General features: G+C 69.7%; 17 protein-coding genes. 2 read left to right on the top strand and 15 right to left on the bottom strand.

Features of this window, described 5'->3' with window-relative positions:
• Window positions 1-8 precede the first annotated feature (8 nt).
• Window positions 9-356 (top strand): monovalent cation/H(+) antiporter subunit G, encoded by a 348-nt coding sequence (mnhG, locus tag AWC02_RS12545; protein ID WP_085129079.1) that lies wholly within the window; start codon window positions 9-11, stop codon window positions 354-356.
• Here mnhG and AWC02_RS12540 read toward each other — a convergent pair.
• The 6 genes from AWC02_RS12540 to AWC02_RS12515 form a co-directional block, all read right to left on the bottom strand.
• Complete coding sequence (locus tag AWC02_RS12540) at window positions 353-958, bottom strand: class I SAM-dependent methyltransferase (RefSeq protein ID WP_085129078.1); 606 nt, start codon at window positions 956-958, stop codon at window positions 353-355. The genes mnhG and AWC02_RS12540 overlap by 4 nt on opposite strands.
• 21 nt (window positions 959-979) lie before the next feature.
• Window positions 980-1,486 carry an LpqN/LpqT family lipoprotein gene (locus tag AWC02_RS12535; RefSeq protein ID WP_085129077.1) on the bottom strand — a complete coding sequence of 169 codons (507 nt, stop codon included), beginning with the start codon at window positions 1,484-1,486 and terminating at the stop codon, window positions 980-982.
• 9 nt (window positions 1,487-1,495) lie between these two features.
• Entirely contained in the window at window positions 1,496-1,732 is a 237-nt protein-coding gene (locus AWC02_RS12530) for a hypothetical protein (RefSeq protein WP_133055638.1), read from the bottom strand.
• Between the two features lie 65 nt (window positions 1,733-1,797).
• Window positions 1,798-3,219, bottom strand: a complete 1,422-nt coding sequence (locus AWC02_RS22175) for a putative alpha/beta hydrolase (RefSeq protein ID WP_207568052.1) — start codon at window positions 3,217-3,219, stop codon at window positions 1,798-1,800.
• Window positions 3,216-3,551 (bottom strand): DUF2563 family protein, encoded by a 336-nt coding sequence (locus AWC02_RS12520; protein WP_237160448.1) that lies wholly within the window; start codon window positions 3,549-3,551, stop codon window positions 3,216-3,218. The genes AWC02_RS22175 and AWC02_RS12520 overlap by 4 nt, the downstream gene beginning before the upstream one ends.
• 156 nt (window positions 3,552-3,707) lie before the next feature.
• Window positions 3,708-4,622: an oxygenase MpaB family protein gene (locus AWC02_RS12515; protein ID WP_085129074.1), complete on the bottom strand. Its 915-nt coding sequence runs from the start codon at window positions 4,620-4,622 to the stop codon at window positions 3,708-3,710.
• 69 nt (window positions 4,623-4,691) lie between these two features.
• Here AWC02_RS12515 and AWC02_RS12510 point away from each other — a divergent pair, with 69 nt between their 5' ends.
• A complete protein-coding gene (locus tag AWC02_RS12510; RefSeq protein ID WP_085129073.1) occupies window positions 4,692-5,327 on the top strand; it encodes a TetR/AcrR family transcriptional regulator in 636 nt (211 codons plus the stop codon).
• A gap of 24 nt (window positions 5,328-5,351) precedes the next feature.
• Here the strand turns inward: AWC02_RS12510 and AWC02_RS12505 are convergent, their stop codons facing one another.
• From AWC02_RS12505 to AWC02_RS12465, 9 genes are all read right to left on the bottom strand, one after another.
• A complete protein-coding gene (locus AWC02_RS12505; RefSeq protein ID WP_237160447.1) occupies window positions 5,352-6,533 on the bottom strand; it encodes a serine hydrolase domain-containing protein in 1,182 nt (393 codons plus the stop codon).
• Entirely contained in the window at window positions 6,530-8,008 is a 1,479-nt protein-coding gene (locus AWC02_RS12500) for a biotin carboxylase (protein ID WP_109560989.1), read from the bottom strand. Before AWC02_RS12500 ends, AWC02_RS12505 begins: the two co-directional genes overlap by 4 nt.
• A gap of 118 nt (window positions 8,009-8,126) precedes the next feature.
• Window positions 8,127-8,726 carry a DUF1707 SHOCT-like domain-containing protein gene (locus AWC02_RS12495; protein ID WP_085129071.1) on the bottom strand — a complete coding sequence of 200 codons (600 nt, stop codon included), beginning with the start codon at window positions 8,724-8,726 and terminating at the stop codon, window positions 8,127-8,129.
• 57 nt (window positions 8,727-8,783) lie between these two features.
• Window positions 8,784-9,686, bottom strand: a complete 903-nt coding sequence (locus tag AWC02_RS12490; protein WP_085129070.1) for an enoyl-CoA hydratase family protein — start codon at window positions 9,684-9,686, stop codon at window positions 8,784-8,786.
• Window positions 9,686-10,852 carry an acyl-CoA dehydrogenase family protein gene (locus tag AWC02_RS12485; RefSeq protein WP_085129069.1) on the bottom strand — a complete coding sequence of 389 codons (1,167 nt, stop codon included), beginning with the start codon at window positions 10,850-10,852 and terminating at the stop codon, window positions 9,686-9,688. Before AWC02_RS12485 ends, AWC02_RS12490 begins: the two co-directional genes overlap by 1 nt.
• Window positions 10,849-12,843: an ATP-binding protein gene (locus AWC02_RS12480; RefSeq protein ID WP_085129068.1), complete on the bottom strand. Its 1,995-nt coding sequence runs from the start codon at window positions 12,841-12,843 to the stop codon at window positions 10,849-10,851. The genes AWC02_RS12485 and AWC02_RS12480 overlap by 4 nt, the downstream gene beginning before the upstream one ends.
• Window positions 12,844-12,851: 8 nt before the next feature.
• Window positions 12,852-14,447, bottom strand: coding sequence for an acyl-CoA carboxylase subunit beta (locus tag AWC02_RS12475; protein WP_085129067.1), 1,596 nt, complete (start codon window positions 14,445-14,447; stop codon window positions 12,852-12,854).
• A gap of 70 nt (window positions 14,448-14,517) precedes the next feature.
• A complete protein-coding gene (locus AWC02_RS12470; protein WP_085129066.1) occupies window positions 14,518-15,666 on the bottom strand; it encodes an acyl-CoA dehydrogenase family protein in 1,149 nt (382 codons plus the stop codon).
• Between the two features lie 11 nt (window positions 15,667-15,677).
• The gene (locus tag AWC02_RS12465) at window positions 15,678-17,390 is read right to left on the bottom strand and encodes an acyclic terpene utilization AtuA family protein (RefSeq protein ID WP_085129065.1); all 1,713 of its coding nucleotides are present in this window, start codon (window positions 17,388-17,390) and stop codon (window positions 15,678-15,680) included.
• Between the last annotated feature and the right edge of the window lie 75 nt (window positions 17,391-17,465).

Raw genomic sequence — 17,465 nt, 5'->3', positions numbered from 1 at the left:
AGACAGCCATGATTGCCCTCGACGTGCTCGCCGGTGTGCTGGTGCTCGCCGGCTCGGTGCTGGCCCTGACCGCGGCGGTCGGAGTGGTGCGCTTCCCGGACACCCTGGCCCGCATGCACTCGGCAACCAAACCGCAGGTGCTGGGCCTGTTGCTGGTGCTGTTGGGCGCCTTGATCCGGCTGCGGGGCAGCCACGACGCCGGGATGGTGACCGTGAGCATCCTGTTCACCCTGATCACCGCGCCGGTGGTTGCGCACCGGGTGGGCCGCCTGGCCTACCAGGAGCAGGACATGGACAAGATGCTGATCATCGACGAGCTGGGCGAGCTCAACGAAGAGGACCAGATGCTGCTTTAGGCCGGGCGCAGCACCGCCACCAGGAAGTCGGCGTCCTCGGTGAAGGGCCGCAGGTCCCAGGTGGCCAGCAACAGATCGGTCGCGAAGCCGGCGGTCGCGGCGTCGCGCAGGAACTGGTCGAAGCCGTAGTCGCGCTCGGCGCCGAAGCCGATCACGGTCCGGCCGTCGGCGGCGCAGTGCGCCCGCAGCCGGCGCAGAACCTCCACTCGCGTACTCGGCGCGACGAATGCCATGACGTTGCCCGCGGCCACGATGATGTCGAACGGTTCTTGGATGCCGCGGGCGGGCAGGTCGAGTTCGGCCAGGTCGCCCACCAGGTAGCGCGGGCCCGGGTAGTCCTGCTCGGCAGCCTCGATCAGCTGCGGGTCGACGTCGACGCCGACCACCTGGTGACCGGCCCGGGCCAGTACGCCGGCGACCCGGCCCGGTCCGCAACCGGCGTCGAGGATACGGGCGCCGCGCCTGGCCATGGCGTCGATGAGGCGTGCTTCGCCGGCCAGGTCCTTACCGGCCCGGGCCATCGCGCGGAAGCGTTCGATGTACCACTGAGAATGTCCGGGGTCGGCGGCGACTTTCTGCATCCAGAGGCTCTGCTCCACCATGGGTGCATTCTCGCAGGGCCGTCACCGGGTGGGCAGGTGGACTTCCAGCGAATCCAGCACGGTCTGCCAGGCGGTGAGGTAGTGCGGGTTGTCGGCCTCGGTGGTCTGGATGGTCACGGTGATGGCCCAGATCCGGTCGCGGGCGTTCTGCACGGCGATGATCACACTGGTCGCGGGGCGGCCCTGCAGGTTGTAGGTGATCGTTCTGCTGGGAAAGCCCGACACCGCTCCGGGCATGTCGGTGTCGAGCTCGCCGACGACGGCGGTCACCGCGGCGCGTTCTTTGGCCAGGGCCTGCGAGGGCAGGCCCACCTGGCCGGTGACTTCTTCCAGCGTCACCACCGCGTTGGGGGTGAAGCCGTGCTGTCGCAGCTGCCGGTTGTAGAGCACCCCGCGCACCGCGGTCGAGTCGTCGCCCGGCAGGAACTCCCAGCCCGGCGGCCGGGGGAGGGTGATCGTCGGGGCGTCGGCGTCGCGGCTGCCCAGCCGGATCGGTCCGGTGCCGGATTGCAGATCCGAATTGTCCATGTCCAGTCCTTACCGCCCGGGCCGCCACAGCTTGCGCAGATACACGCCGCCGAAGCTGAGGTAGGAGATGAGCGCTGCGCCGGCGACCGCGCCGATCAGGTCGGTTGTCGCGGGGTCGTGTACCGAGCCGTAGATCGCAACGGCGAATAACGCCGTACACATCAGCGGTCCGATGAGCCAATACAGCCACTTCGCCGTGGTGCCCTTGCGCGGGTCCACGGGGATGGCGAACACCAGCATCACCACCAAGGCGACCCCGATAATGCCGTTTGCGTCAGCGATGGTGATCGATCTCCCTTTGTGTGCTGTGGTCAGCCGAACAGGCCGCGCCACACATCCGAAATGCCTTCGCCGACACCCTTGCCGAACTCGCTGCCGACGAAACCGCCGACCACCGCCCCCGTGCCGGCGCCGAGGACCGCACCGATGGCGGTGCCCGGACCCGGGCCGAAGAAGGTGCCGACCACGGCGCCGATCTCAGCCCCGGTCTGCGCACCCAGGCCCGCGCCCACCAGGCCTCCGGCGATATCCCCCGCGGTTTTGGGAACGACATCGACCAGGGCGGTGCTCAAGGGGACGCCGTTGTCGACGTCGTGCTGGATTTCCATGACTCCGTTCACGCCGGTGAACACGTTGCCCGCGACACCCAGGTGCTTGCCGAACTTCCCGACACTGTCCATGGCTTGCGACACCGGAATCCCGCCGGGAACGGCCGGCGTCGGTGACCCGCCCGGAGCGAAGGCCGGCAGATCCGGGCGGACCCAGGGCGCGTTGGCCCGGCTGCCCGCCGCGGAAAGGCCGTCGCCGACGTTGCCCCATTTCCCGTCGATCGCCGTGGGTTTGCTCGGGGCGGGCGGCGGTCCCAGCGGTCGGGTCATCACGGGCGTGCCGGGCGCCAGCCAGGGCGGTTCGGCCCCCGAGCCACCGTCGGCCCCCTGCCCTGCGCCACCCTCCGGCGCCCGGGAAGCGTTGCCCCCGGCGATGTCGCCGTTGCCGCCGGCGCCGCCGTCAGCGCCCGCCGGGGCAGCGCCTGCGGCCGGAGTCGGTTGGTCCCGGGCGGCGCGGCCGTTGGCCGGGGTGCCGTCCCGCTGCCCCTCGTCGGTGCCGGCTGCCGGTTCCTGCTCAGCGCCGTACCTGCGCACGGCCTCGCCGGCGTCGTAGCCGTCGGTGCCCTGCAGGGCGGCCAGCGCCTTGCGCAGCTGCTGCGAATAGCCGCTGCGAATGGTGGTGGCGTTGTGCAGCGCGGTCTCGGTGTCGGCCAGTGCCAACTGACGAGCCTGCTCGATCTCGGCATCGTGGTTGCGGCCCTGGTTCAGATAGCCGCCGATGCGAGCGTCGAGGACCATCAGGTTGGCGTTGAGGGCGGTGACGTTGGCCTGCGAGGCGGCGCGGGCTTGTGCCAGGGCCGCGGCAATACCCGCCAGGTCGGCGGCGATCCGGCCGAGCCGCTCATTGGTGGCGTGCAGCTGGTCTTTGACCCGGGCCACCTCGGCGGCGTTGTTGATCGGCTGCTCGCCGTTTTCCCGGTTGTACTGCGCGAAGTGCTCGCCGGCGGTGCGGAAGGCTCCCTCGGCGGCGGTCGCCGAACCGGCTGCATCGTGAAAGGCCTGGGCCAGGAAGTTGATCTGGGCGGGGCTGCCGGCCTGCAGGCTCTCATCGACCGACCACGGGTCGCCGCCGGCCTGTGCGACGAGGTCGTCGACGGACAGGTATTGCAGGTGGGGGCGGCTCACTGCGGTGGGCCGGCGACGTCTCGCAATTGGGCGGCGCTGTGGTTGTCCATCCGGGTGAAACAGTCGGCGGCGGTGCGGACCTTCTCGGCGATGCCGGTGAGGTCCTGGTGATGCGTGTGCAAAGCGTCCCGATGCCGGTCTTTCGCGCTGCCCAGGGCGGTGTGGAAACCGTGGGCGTCATCGAAGTCGCCGAACATCGAGGCACTCACGCCGGCCACGTCGAGGCGCTGGGCGCCGGCATGAGCGTGGCAGCCGGCGTCGTCGGACACGCTGGCTCCGGTGCGTAACACCTCGGGATTGACGTGCATGGCCGGTCCCCCTTCCGTCGGCATGTGTCGAGGTCAGAGCCTACCGACGGGCCCGGAGCCGTCAATTCACCTTGGCGCGCGGGGATGCTGACGGCGCTCCCGCTGTGCCATCGGTGCAAGGGAAATCCCTGTTTCGGCACCGGGCCGGGCCGCCCTAGAGCCCCCGGAACTACCCCTGGGTCACACCAGCGGGCGCCCGGCGCGGATGCGCCGGTCAAGGTCCCACAGGATCAGGTTGAACGGGAACCCCCGCAGGAACTGCGGCAGCACAGTGTTGACCGAGCGAAGCCCGCCCATCAACCGGTCGAACCGACGCTGCTTGTCGGCGTCCCACGGCAACTGCATCTCGTCGCGGAAGCGCTGCGGCAGGAAGCCGGTGGTGATCAGCGTGGCGATCCGTTCGTTGACGTTGTGCAAGGGGCCGGGCAGGGTCAGACCCCGCAGCCGGCCCTGCACGAGCGGCATCAGGTATGCGCGGACGGCGTCATCGATGTGCAGCTTGTCCAGTTGCTCTTGCCAGTACCGGTCGAAGGCGGCTCGGTCGGCGGGCCACATGTCCTCGGGCACCTGCAGCATGGTGGCCATGGCCTTGCCCTCGTTGTGGTAATGCCGGTCGGCGTGCTCGTCGTCCATCTCGCCGAGGAAGATGCGGTGCACGTCGACGTTGCCCTTGTACAGGCACGCGCCCACCCACAGTTGCAGATCGCGGTCGAACGCGTTGTATTTGACCGGGCTGTCCTTGGTGGAACGGACCTGGCGATGGGCGCTGTTGACCGCCTCGCGGAACGCGGCCTTTTGAACCTCGGTGCCCTGGGTGGAGACCACCAGATAGGTGAACGTGGTCCGGGCCCGTTTGATGGGATGCCGGTCCACCCGGCCGCTCTCCACCGGGCTCTCCATCACGCCGTAACCCACGGCGGGGTTCGCGAGCTGCATGATGACGTTGGCCGGCCCGGCCAGCAACGCCACGCCCATCATCCCGTTGTCTTCGCAGGAGATCTTCGGCAGCCACGAACGCCGTCGGGGAGTGGGGTGCGTGCTCAGCGAATCGTTCACCGAACGCTCCACCAACGGAATCGGTTCGCTGATCGTCATCCCTGCACCTCGCTAATTGTGAGAACGTGAGTTTCCTGATATTGCCCAAGCCGGGTACCCGGTGTCAAGATGGTGAACGTGGTTTCCGCCGTGCCCGAGCGCCCCTACCGGGGAGTGCAGGCCGCGGACCGGCTGGCCGAGCGCCGGGAACGCCTGCTCAAGGCCGGGCTCGACCTGCTGGGGGCTCGTGAGTCGACCGAGTTGACCGTGCGCGGGATCTGTCATCGGGCCGGGGTGGCGTCGCGGTATTTCTACGAGAGCTTCGCCGACAAGGACGAGTTCGTGGCCGCCGTGTTCGATTGGGTGGTGGGGGACTTGGCTGCCAGCACCCAGGCCGCGGTGGCCGCGGTGCCCCTGGCCGAGCAGACGCGGGCGGGCATCGCCCACCTGGTCGCGGTCATCGCCAGCGACGCCCGCATCGGCAGGATGCTGTTCAGCGCCAAGCTCGCCAACGCGCTGTTGGTGCGCAAGCGCGCCGAGTCCAGCGCGCTGTTCGCCATGTTGTCCGGACGCCACGTCCAAAACGTCCTGCGGGTGCCGGGCAACGACCGGCTCAAGGCGGCCGCGCATTTCATGGTGGGCGGAGTGGGCCAGACGATCAGCGCGTGGCTGGCCGGTGAGGTGATCCTGGCACCCGAACAACTGGTGGACCAACTGGTCGCGCTGTTGGGCCGACTCGACGACCCGGCCCTGTTCCGCGGCTAGGGGCCGACAGCCGCGGGGATCCGGTCAGGCCGCGAGTTCGCGCGCGATCGCGGCGAAGGCCCGCAGCGTGTCCGACAGCATGCGCGAGTCCGCCGCGAACGACTGGCTGGACAACTTGGCGGCGATCATCTCCGCAGCGCGATCGACGTAGATCATCTGGCCGCACATGCCCTGGCAGAGCACCACATTGTTGCCGGGGTGGGGAAACCACACCTGATTGCGGTACATCCCGCCGGGCATTCCGGTGTCGTCCGGGCTGGCCGCGAACGCCTGGCGCGAATCCGGCCCGCCGGCGAGTGTGTCGGCGATCCACGCCGCCGGCACCACCTGGTGACCGGTCAACGCAACACCCTCGCGCACAAACAGCATCCCGAACCGGATCAGATCGGTAAGGCACGCGCTGATGCCGCCGTCGAACAGTCCGGTGCCGGCGGCGTCCACCCCGATGGTGGCGTCCTGTTGCGCACCCAGCCTGCCCCACAGCAGCTCCGACATCAGCTCGGGCATCCGCTGCCCGGCGATCGCCTCACACACCCAGCCGAGCACATCTGTTTCACACGACCGATATTCGAACGGACCGCCGTGCGCCGACTTCTGCCGCAGCGTCAGCAGGAACTCCCGCAGTGTGCCCGGACCGCCCGCCCGGCTCCTGGGTGCCCACCCGAGGGCCTCGTCGAGCAGATGTATCTCGGCGGTCGGGTGAAGGTAGTTGTCGGAGAAGGCGATTCCCGAACGCATGTCCAGCAGGTGGCGCACCGTCGCGCCGGCGTACCCGCAGTCGGCCAGGGCGGGGACATAGGTGGTGACCACGGCGTCGAGGTCGATCTCTTCGTGTAACGCGCCCACGACGGCGGCCACCAGCGATTTGCTGACCGAGAACAGCAAGTGCCGGGTGTGCGTCCCGAGGGTGCCCAGGTAGGCCTCGGTCACCAGCGTGCCGCGGTGGGCAACCGCCCACCCGTCGGTCGCGGTGGCGGCCATGATCGCGCCGACCGTGGTGCGCGACCCGTCGGTGGCGGTCACCGGGGTCGCGGACAGCTCGGCGCCGGCGGCGGGCAGTACCGCGACGGGACCCGTGCCGCGTGAAATGAGCGCGGTCGCAACGAAATCCTCGACATGCTGAAACGACCACCGCGAGTAAGGCTCCGACAACCAGTTGTCCAGGGAGATTCCGGCCGGGATGCGGCCCGCGGCGCCGGCGCTCACGCCCGCGCGACGAGCCGGGCGACGATGGGCGTGGCCGGGGTCAGGGGAGTCGAGCTGAATCGCGCCTTGATCCCGTTGACCCAGCGTCGGCAGCGTTCGGTGAGCTGGTAGTCCGCGGTCTGCAGGTGACCGCGGGTGACGAGCACGCCCAGTTGAGCGCCCTGGCAGCGAAGGTCGCCGGGAGCCGCGACACGCATATAGAAGGCCTCGGATTCGTCGAGCAGCGTGGCCCAGTCATTGCCCTGGCGGGCGAAGCTGGCGCGGCCCTCGTCGTCGAGGCGCCACACCCCGGTGCGCGGGGTCGCGGTGAACAGTTCGACCTCGGGTGCGGTCTCGGTGATGATCATCTGGCCCCAGACCTCGTCGTCGCCGAAGCCGCGCTCCCAGCGTGCGTTGAGCTCGTCGATGTCGACCTCGTAGTCCACGTCCATGTATTCGAGCAGGTGGAACAAGAAGAGCGGGATGTCGGCGTAGGCCTCGGTGGTCATGTTCGTCATCGGGCTCGCGCCGGACAGCCGCGGATTGACTTCGCCGAGGTAGAGCTGGTCGGCGTCCAGATCGTGCAGCAGGTCCACCTCGAAGGATCCGCGGTAGCCTTCGCGGCTCAAAACGCCGCCCAGTTTGTGCACCATCTCGCGGGCGGTGTGCTTCTGGGCGGCGGGCAGCGCCTCGCGCCAGATGTCATTGCCGCACCAGCTGCCCCGGTTGGGTGTCAGTTCCGGATAGCCGACGAGGCTGGTCATCGCCGGGCCGATCACGGTGCCGTGGCGGGTCACGGCGCCCTCGATGCAGATCTCGACGTTGCGGATGCGCTTCATCACTTTGACTTCCTGTTCGCGCAACCCGCCCGCGCTGCGGTCCCAGTCGGCGCGGCCGCGCACGAAGAATGTGGCGCTGCCGGCGTTGCCATAGGCCGCCTCGATCACGAGGTCCTCGCCCAAGTCCGCGCTTTTCGCCAGCGCCGCCACGTCGTCATAGGAGCTGACCCTGCCGATCGCATGGGGCACACTGGGCACGCCCGCTTCATCGGCCAGCCGCGTCATGATGATCTTGGAACCAAGGCGATGGCGCAGTTCCGCCGACGGATGCATGACGCCGAGTCCGGCCTGGTGTGTCAGGGCTTGAGTCTCCTCGTCGAGCATCACGAAGCAGGCCCGCCCGCCGGGGCCCCTGCCCGCGATGAAGTCCAGCGTCTCGGGGTCGCGCAGCAGGTGGTTGCACACATCGCCCATGGAGTCGAAATCGACGCGATCGCGGCGCCGGGGAACGAACACGCGCGAATGGGCGCCTTCGAACGAGTCGAAGTAGGTCAGATAGAAGAAGTTCCGCACCCAGCGGTCGATGCCCAGCAGGTTGAACGGCGTCGGGGAGATGAAGTACAGCGGCGCGGTGTTGGTGTGGAAGAACGCGCGCAGGTCGGAGATGCCGGTCAGGCGGCGCCGCGGTCCGGACTCAGGGCGCGCGGCCACGATCAGGCAATCAGCGCAGCGGTGACGTCACGTGCTTGCATAGTGAAAGTGTGCGCCTGTTGCGGCGCGGATGTCGAAGTATGCCCGCACCGGCCGCTGGGCCCGCGGCGGCTGCGCTGGGACGTCAGCCGCGCGGCTTGCGGTTCTTGCGCCGGATGCCGACGCCGCCCCACAGGGAGAACCCGCGAACCTTGACCCGCGGGGCGCCGGGGCTGCCGGTGCCCTCGACGCGCTGGTCGAAACCGCCCATCACCCCATACCCGTGGATGTCGACGTTGACCTCGGGCGGCAGCAGGATGGTCTGCCCGCCCATGATGGAGTAGGCGTTGATCTCGACTTCCGGCGAGGTGAAGTCGGCGTAGCGCAGGTCGATGACCCCGCCGCCCCACAGCGAGAAGGTGGTCAGCCGCTTGGGCACGTTCCACCGGCCGCGCCGTTCGAAGGAACTCAAGATTCCCAGCAGCAGCGTGGAGGGAGCGGGTTTGCAGTCACCGCCGCGGTGCGGGCACACCGAGGAGCCCGGCAGGTCGGCGCGTAGGCCGTCAAGCTCGTCGTAGGTCTGCGCCGCGTACGCCTTGGCGAGCCGGGCCTCGTATTCGCTCATCGGCAGTTGGCCCTGCGCGACGGCCTCGCCGAGCACCTGCGCCAGCTGGATCCGGTCGGTGTCAGCGGCGCGCGACGGGGTGCCGTCGGTGTCGTCGCCGCGCCGGGTTGAATTTTTCATCGCCTATAAAGCCTACGACGAACCGCAGCGGCCGCAAGCGGGGTCGGTCAAACCGTGCTAGCCGGCCCAGCGGGGCGGGCGCTTCTGCAGAAACGCCAGCATCCCCTCCTGCGCCTCGTCGGAGACGAACAACCGGGCCGAGGCCACGCTCAGCGGCTCCGCATCCCGGTCGAAACCGGCCAGCACCGCTGCGGTGGTCAGCGCCTTGGACGCCGCCAGGCCCTGCGGGGACCCGAGCCGCAGGTTGGCGACCAGGTCCGCGACGGCGGCATCGACCCCGTCCGGGTCCTCCACGGCCACGGTGATCAGTCCGATCGCCGCGGCTTCGGCGGCGTCGAACTTCTCGCCGGTCAGGTAGTAGCGGGCAGCCGCCCGGGGCGCCAGCTTGGGCAGCAGGGTCAGCGAGATGATCGACGGCGCCACCCCGATCCGGGCCTCGGTCAGGGCGAACGTGCTGGCCGGACCGGCGACGGCGAGGTCGCAGGCACCGACCAGGCCCATGCCGCCGGCCCGCACGTGCCCGTTCACCGCCGCGATCACCGGTCGCGGCGACTCGACGATCGCGCGCAGCAGCGCCGCCATCTCGCGGGCCCGATCCGCAGCCAGATCGCCGGGTCCACGCGGCGGTTCCAGCTTCCCCTCTCCTCCGTCGAGGCTCGCTGAACCGCCGGGCCCACGCGGCGGTTCCAGCTTCCCCTCTCCTCCGTCGAGGCTCGCTGAACCGCCGGGATCGCCGCCGGCGGCCTCGCTCAGATCCGCTCCCGCACAGAAGGTCTTACCGGTGTGGCCCAGCACCACCACCCGCACGTTCGGATCCGCCGCGGCATCGCGCAGCCCCGCGTGCAGCTGGGCGACCAACGTCGATGACAGCGCGTTGCGGTTGTGCGGCGAGTCCAGGGTCAGACGGGCCGACCCGTCGCCGGTGTCTTCCGGCCCCGCGTAGGTAACCAGGGTGTCCATCAGTACGACCGGGGCAGGCCCAGCGACGTCTGCGCGACGAAGTTGAGGATCATCTCGCGGCTCACCGGCGCGATGCGGGCCAGCCGGGACGCGGTGACCGCCGCGGCGATGCCGTACTCCTTGGTCAGGCCGTTGCCGCCCAGGGACTGCACGGCCTGGTCGACCGCCCGCGTCGACGCCTCGCCGGCAGCGTACTTGGCCATGTTGGCCGCCTCCGCTGCGCCGAAGTCGTCGCCGGCGTCATACAGCGTCGCCGCCTTCTGCATCATCAGCTTGGCCAGCTGGATCTCGATGTGGTTCGCAGCCAGCGGGTGCGACAGCCCCTGGTGGGCGCCGATCGGGGTCTTCCACACCTGGCGCGTGGTGACGTAGTCGACGGCCTTGCCGATCGCGAAGCGGCCCATGCCGACCGCGCTGGCCGCACCCATGATGCGCTCCGGGTTCAGGCCCGCGAACAGCTGCGCGATGGCGGCGTCCTCGGAGCCCACCAGCGCATCGGCGGGCAGCCGGACGTCGTCGAGGAACACCTGGAACTGGCGCTCGGGGCTGATCAGCTCCATCTCGATGGGAGTCCAGCTCAAACCGGGGGTGTCGGTGGGGATCACGAACAGTGCGGGCCGCAGATTGCCGGTCTTGGCGTCTTCGCTGCGGCCGACGACCAGCACGGCCTGCGCCTGGTCGATGCCCGAGATGAAGGTCTTCTGCCCTTTGATGATCCAGTCGGAGCCGTCGCGGCGCGCGGTCGTGGTGATCTTGTGCGAGTTCGAGCCGGCGTCGGGTTCGGTGATGGCGAAGGCCATGGTCAGCGAGCCGTCGGCGATGCCGGGGATCCAGCGCTTCTTCTGCTCGTCGGTGCCGAACTTGGAGATGATGGTGCCGTTGATGGCCGGGGAGACCACCATCATCAGCAGTGCGCAGCCATTGGCCGACATCTCCTCCATGACCAGCGACAGCTCGTACATGCCGGCACCGCCGCCGCCGTACTCCTCGGGCAGGTTGACGCCGATGAAGCCGAGCTTGCCCGCCTCACTCCACAGTTCGTCGGTGTGCTGGCCGGCGCGGGCCTTCTCCAGGTAGTAGTCCTGGCCGTAGTTGCGGGCCATCGCGGCGACCGCCTCGCGCAGCGCGCGCCGTTCGTCGCTCTCGATGAAGCTGGTGTCGCTCATGGGGCATCTCCTTCTGCTGATGTTTCAAGACGTGTTTCCGGCGCTTCGACACGGGCCAGCACGGCGCCGACCTCCACCTGGTCACCGGGTTGGACGTTGAGCTGCGTGAGCACACCGTCGGAGGGTGCGCTGATGGTGTGTTCCATCTTCATCGCCTCCAGCCAGATCAGCGGCTGTCCCGCGGTCACCTCGTCTCCGGCGGCGGCGCCCAGCCGGATCACACTGCCGGGCATGGGTGCCAGCAGTGATCCCTGGGCGACCGCCGACTCGGGATCGGGGAAACGGGGCAGCGCCACCAGGTGCACCGCCCCGGCCGGGGAGTCGACGTAGATGTCCGAGCCGTACCGGGCGACGGCGAAGGTGCGCGCGACCCCCGCCGGATCGGCCAGAACCACCTCGTCCGGGGTGGCCGACACCACGGTGAGGCCGTCGTCGACGATCACCCCGGTGCGGGTGAAGCGGTATTCGATCCGGTGTTCGGTGCCGGAGTCGTCGGTGTAGCCCTTGGACTGGAATGCCGACGCCAGGTTGCGCCAACCGCTGGGCAGGGAGCCGAACGCCTCGGCGGTGGCTCGATTGTGGGCCGCGTCGGCCAGCGCCGCGGCGATCGCGCTGGCGCGCACCGTGGCGGCGTCGGCCAGCGGCGCGGACAACTCCGTCAGCCCGTGGGTGTCGAAGAACGCGGTGTCGGTGGCGCCGTCGAGGAACGCCGGATGGCGCAACACGTTGACCAGCAGGTCCCGGTTGGTGCGCAGGCCGTGCAGGCGGGTGCGTGCCAGCGACCCGGCGAGCACGGCGGCCGCCTGACGGCGCGTCGGGGCGTAGCTGATCACCTTGGCCAGCATCGGGTCGTAGTGAATGGAGACCGTCGAGCCGTCGACGATGCCGGAGTCCAGCCGCACACCGGTCCGCCGGGACAACGACTCGAACTGTGCGCCAACCCCGGCGACCTCCAGGGCGTGCACCGTCCCGGCCTGCGGCTGCCAGCCCTGCGCGGGGTCCTCGGCATACAGGCGCGCCTCGATGGAATGTCCCTGTGCGGGCGGCGGCGCGGGGTCGAGCCGGGCCCCGTCGGCCACCGCGATCTGCAGCTCGACGAGGTCGACGCCGGTGGTCTCCTCGGTGACCGGATGCTCCACCTGCAGCCGGGTGTTCATCTCCAGGAAGTAGAACTCGCCGTGCTCATCGGCCAGGAACTCCACTGTGCCGGCGCCGGTGTAGCCGATCGCGCTCGCCGCCAGCCGGGCGGCCTCGAACAGCCTGGTGCGCATCCCGGGTGTGCGCTCCACCAACGGCGACGGCGCCTCCTCGATGACCTTCTGGTGGCGGCGCTGAATCGAGCATTCCCGCTCGCCCACCGCCCACACCGTGCCGTAGGCATCGGCCATCACCTGGACCTCGATGTGATGCCCGGTCGGCAGATAGCGTTCGCAGAACACCGTCGGGTCGCCGAACGCCGAGGCGGCTTCCCGCTGGGCCGCGGCCACTTCGGCGGCGAGCGCCGACAAGTCGCCGACCACCCGCATGCCGCGGCCGCCGCCGCCCGCCGAGGCTTTCACCAGCACGGGCAGCTGCTCGGCGGTGACCGTGGCGGGGTCGAGCTCTTCGAGGACCGGCACGCCGGCGGCGGCCATCATCTTCTTCGCCTCGATCTTGGAGCCCATGGAGGTGACCGCGGTGACCGGCGGCCCGATCCAGGTCAGCCCGGCCGCTTCGACCGCTGCGGCGAACTCGGCGTTCTCCGAGAGGAATCCGTAACCGGGATGGATGGCGTCGGCGCCCGAGGCCCGGGCAGCGCCGATGATCGCCTCGGCGGACAGGTAGCTGGTGGTCTCCGGCAGGCGCACCCGGGCGTCGGCTTCGGCCACGTGTGGCATGCCCGCGTCGGGGTCGGTGTAGACCGCGACCGTGCCCAGGCCCAGCCGGCGGCACGTGGCGAACACCCGGCGGGCGATCTCGCCGCGATTGGCCACCAGAACAGTGCTGATCATCCGAGTCCTCACATCCGGAAGACGCCGAAGTTCGACGTCCCCTCGACCGGGCCATTGGCGATGGCGGACAAACACATTCCCAGAACGGTCCGGGTGTCGCGGGGGTCGATCACCCCGTCGTCGTAGAGCCGTCCGGACAGGAAGGTCGGCAGCGACTCGGCCTCGATCTGTGCTTCGATCGCGGCGCGCAGCGCGGCGTCGGCGGCCTCGTCCACCTGCTGGCCGCGGGCCTCGGCGGCGGCGCGGCTGACGATCGAGATGACGCCGGCGAGCTGCGTCCCGCCCATCACCGCGGCCTTGGCGCTCGGCCAGGCGAACAGGAAACGCGGATCGTAGGCCCGCCCGCACATGCCGTAGTGCCCGGCGCCGTAGGAAGCGCCGATCAGCAGCGAGATGTGCGGCACCGTCGAGTTGGACACGGCGTTGATCATCATCGAGCCGTGCTTGATCATGCCGCCCTCTTCGTAGGCCTTGCCGACCATGTACCCGGTGGTGTTGTGCAAGAACAGCAGTGGCGTGTTCGAGCGGTTGGCCAACTGGATGAACTGGGTGGCCTTCTGGGCCTCCTCGCTGAACAGCACACCGCGGGCGTTGGCCAGAATGCCCACCGGGTAGCCGTGCAGGCGGGCCCAGCCGGTGACCAGCGACGAACCGTAGAGCGCCTTGAACTCGTCGAAGTCCGAGTCGTCGACGATCCGGGCGATCACTTCGCGCGGATCGAAGGGGATGCGCAGATCGGCGGGCACGATGCCGATCAATTCCTCGGCGGCGTAGCGGGGTTCGAGCACCGCGGCCGGCTTCGGGCCCTTCTTGACCCAGTTCAGCCGCGCCACGATCCGCCGCCCGATCCGCAGCGCGTCGAGCTCATCGTTGGCGAGGTAGTCGCCCAGTCCCGAGGTGCGCGAATGCATCTCGGCGCCACCGAGTGACTCGTCGTCGGACTCCTCGCCGGTGGCCATCTTCACCAGCGGGGGACCGGCGAGGAACACCTTCGAGCGTTCCCGGATCATCACCACGTGATCGGACATGCCCGGCACGTAGGCGCCGCCGGCGGTGGAGTTGCCGAATACCAGCGCGATGGTCGGGATGCCGGCCGCCGAGAGGCGGGTCAGGTCGCGGAACATCTGCCCGCCGGGAATGAACACTTCCTTCTGCGTCGGCAGGTCGGCTCCGCCGGATTCCACCAGCGAGATCAGCGGGAGCCGGTTCTCCAGGGCGATCTGGTTGGCCCGCAGGATTTTTCGCAGAGTCCACGGATTGGACGTGCCGCCTTTGACCGTCGCGTCGTTGGAGACGATCATGCACTCGACGCCGCTGACCGCGCCGATCCCGATCACCACACTGGCGCCGACCTGGAACTCGCTGCCCCAGGCGGCCAGCGGACACAGTTCCAGGAAGGGCGAGTCGGGGTCCACCAGCGCCTCGATGCGCTCGCGCGCGGTGAGCTTGCCGCGGGCGTGGTGGCGCTCGACGTATTTGGGGCCGCCCCCGGCCAGGGCCTTGGCCAGTTCGGCATCGAGCTCGGCGAGCTTGTCGGTCAGTGCCGAGGCGGCCTCGGCGTAGGCGGGTGAGGCCGGATCGAGGGTGGAGGTCAGAACCGTCATAGCCGGGCCTGACGTAGGACGCCCGGCCGTGCGCGGTGGCGCGCGGCGAGGCGGTGCGCAGCAGCGGTGATCATGCCTGATATCCAAGCGTCTTGGCGGCCAGCGAGGTCAGGATCTCGGTAGTTCCACCACCGATTCCAATGATCCGCATGTCGCGGTACTGGCGCTCGACCTCGGATTCGGCCATATAGCCCATCCCGCCGAACAGCTGCACCGCCTGGTGGGCCACCCACTCACCGGCCTCCACCGCGGTGTTCTTGGCGAAGCACACCTCGGCGATCAGGTTGTAGTCCCCGGCCAGCTGACGCTCGACCACGTGGCGGGTGTAGACCCGGGCCACATCGATACGGCGGGCCATCTCGGCCAGGGTGTTCTGCACGGCCTGCCGCGAGATCAGCGGCCGGCCGAACGTCTCCCGGTCGCGGCACCAGGCCACGGTCAGGTCCAGGCAGCGCTGTGCGCTGGCATACGCCTGTGCGGCCAGCGCCACCCGCTCGGAGACGAAGGCGCCGGCGATCTGGACGAAGCCGGTGTTCTCGACACCGACCAGGTTCGCCGCCGGCACCTGGGCGTCGACGTAGGACAGCTCGGCGGTGTCCGAGGAGCGCCAGCCCATCTTGTCCAGTTTGCGCGACACCTCGAACCCGGGCGTGCCCCGCTCGACCACCAGCAGCGAGACGCCGCCCGCTCCCGGTCCGCCGGTGCGCACCGCGGTGACGACGTAGTCGGCGCGCACCGCGGAGGTGATGAAGGTTTTGGCGCCGTTGACCACGTAGTGATCGCCCTCCCGCCGCGCCGTGGTGCGCAGGTGCCCGACGTCCGAACCGCCGCCGGGTTCGGTGATGGCCAGCGAACCGATCTTCTCGCCGGCCAGCGTCGGGCGGACGTACTCCTCGATCAGCCGGGCATCGCCCGAGGCGATCATGTGCGGCACCGCGATACCGCAGGTGAACAGGGAGGCGAACACGCCGCCGGGGGCTCCGGCGGCGTGCATCTCCTCGCACACGGTCAGCGCGTCGGCGCTGTCGCCGCCGCTGCCGCCGACTTCCTCGGGATAGCCCGCACCCAGCAGGCCGATGTCGGCGGCCTTGCGGTGCAGTTCGCGGGGCAGGTCGCCGGTGCGTTCCCACTCCTCGACGTTGGGCAGGATCTCCCGGTCGACGAATCCGCGCACGGTGTCGCGCAGCGCCTGGCGCTCGGGGGTGGTCCAGATACTCATATGTTCCCTTCTCAGAGCAGCTGCTCGGGGATCTCCAGATGCCGGCTGCGCAACCATTCGCCCAGCCCCTTGGCCTGCGGGTCGAATCGGGCCTGGTAGGCCACTCCTTGCCCCAGGATGCCGTCGATCATGAAGTTCACCGCCCGCAGCTTGGGCAGCAGGTGGCGGCTGACCGGCAGCGCCGCGGTCTCGGGCAGCAGTTCGCGCAGTTTCTCCACGGTCATGGTGTGGGCCAGCCAGCGCCACTGCTCCTCGCTGCGCACCCAGAGTCCCACGTTGGCCGAGCCGCCCTTGTCGCCGCTGCGGGCGCCGGCGATCGAACCCAACGGGGCGCGCCGGCTCGGGCCGGCCGGTAGCGGCTCGGGCAGCTCCGGTTCGGCGACGGGGGCCAGTTCACGCGTCTCTTCGCCGTTCTGCGAGGCGGCCGGGATGTCGACGCGGGTGCCGTCAGCGTGCACGGCGACGTGCGGCACCTGCGCGGCGTCGACATAGCCGGGCGTGAACACCCCGTACACCTGACCGTCGCCGGGCGGGGCAGTGGCGCAGAACCCGGGGTAGCTGGCCAGGGCGAGCTCCACCCCGGCAGCCGAGAACGCGCGGCCCACCTTGGCGGGGTCGGGATCGCGCACCACACAGTGCAGCAGGGCACTGGCGGTCTCCTCGGTGTCGGCGTCGGGATGGTCGGTGCGCGACAACGTCCACTCCAGCTCGGCCGGCCGGACGGTCAGGGCCGCCTCCAGCTGGGTGCGCACCAGGTCGGCTTTGGCCTCGATGTCCAGGCCGGTCAGCACGAAGCTGGTGGAGTTGCGGAACCCACCGATCGAGTTCAGCGACACCTTGTAGGTCGGTGGCGGCGCCTCGCCGGTCACGCCGGAGATCCGCACCCGGTCCGGACCGTCGGCGGCCAGCTCGACGGAGTCCATGCGCACGGTGACGTCGGGGTTGGCGTAGCGGGCACCGGTGACTTCGTAGAGCAGTTGCGCGGTCACGGTGTTGACGCTGACCAGCCCGCCGGTGCCGGGATGCTTGGTGATCACCGACGACCCGTCGGGGCTGATCTCGGCGAGCGGGAACCCCGGGTGCAGCATCTGGGCGGTGGGGATCTCGGTGAAGAAGGCGTAGTTTCCGCCGCTGGCCTGCACGCCGCACTCGATGACGTGGCCGGCCACCACGGCCCCGGCCAGCCGGTCGTAGTCCGTGCGGCTCCACCCGAAGTGGGCGGCGGCCGGTCCGACGATGACCGACGCGTCGGTGACACGGCCGGTGATCACCACATCGGCGCCGCCGGCCAGGCACTCGGCGATACCCCAGGCCCCCAGGTAGGCGTTCGCCGTCAGCGGAGCGCCCAACCCCAGTTCCGCGGCGCGGTCCAGCAGGTCGTCGCCTTCGACATGGGCGACCCGGGCCGGGACGCCCAGCCGCTGGGCCAGTTCGCGCACCGCGTCGGCCAGGCCGGCCGGGTTGAGCCCGCCGGCGTTGGTCACGATGCGGACGCCCCGATCGTGGGCGAGTCCCAGGCATTGTTCGAGCTGGGTCAAGAAGGTCTTGGCGTAGCCGCGCTGCGGGTTCTTCATCCGGTCGCGGCCCAGGATCAGCATGGTGAGTTCGGCCAGGTAGTCGCCGGTGAGATAGTCCAGTTCACCGCCGGTGAGCATCTCGTGCATGGCGGCATGGCGGTCGCCGTAGAACCCCGAACAGTTACCGATGCGAACGGTTGCTGTCATCCCCACATCCCATCCCTCAACCAACCGGTAGGTTAGCCGGTACCGGCGGTGTCGCGTCAAGGTGCGCTGCCCCCG

This window comes from Mycolicibacter engbaekii (assembly GCF_002101585.1).
In the GTDB taxonomy this organism is placed as follows: Bacteria; Actinomycetota; Actinomycetes; order Mycobacteriales; family Mycobacteriaceae; genus Mycobacterium; species Mycobacterium engbaekii.
This window is presented reverse-complemented; position numbering and strand designations above follow the sequence as displayed.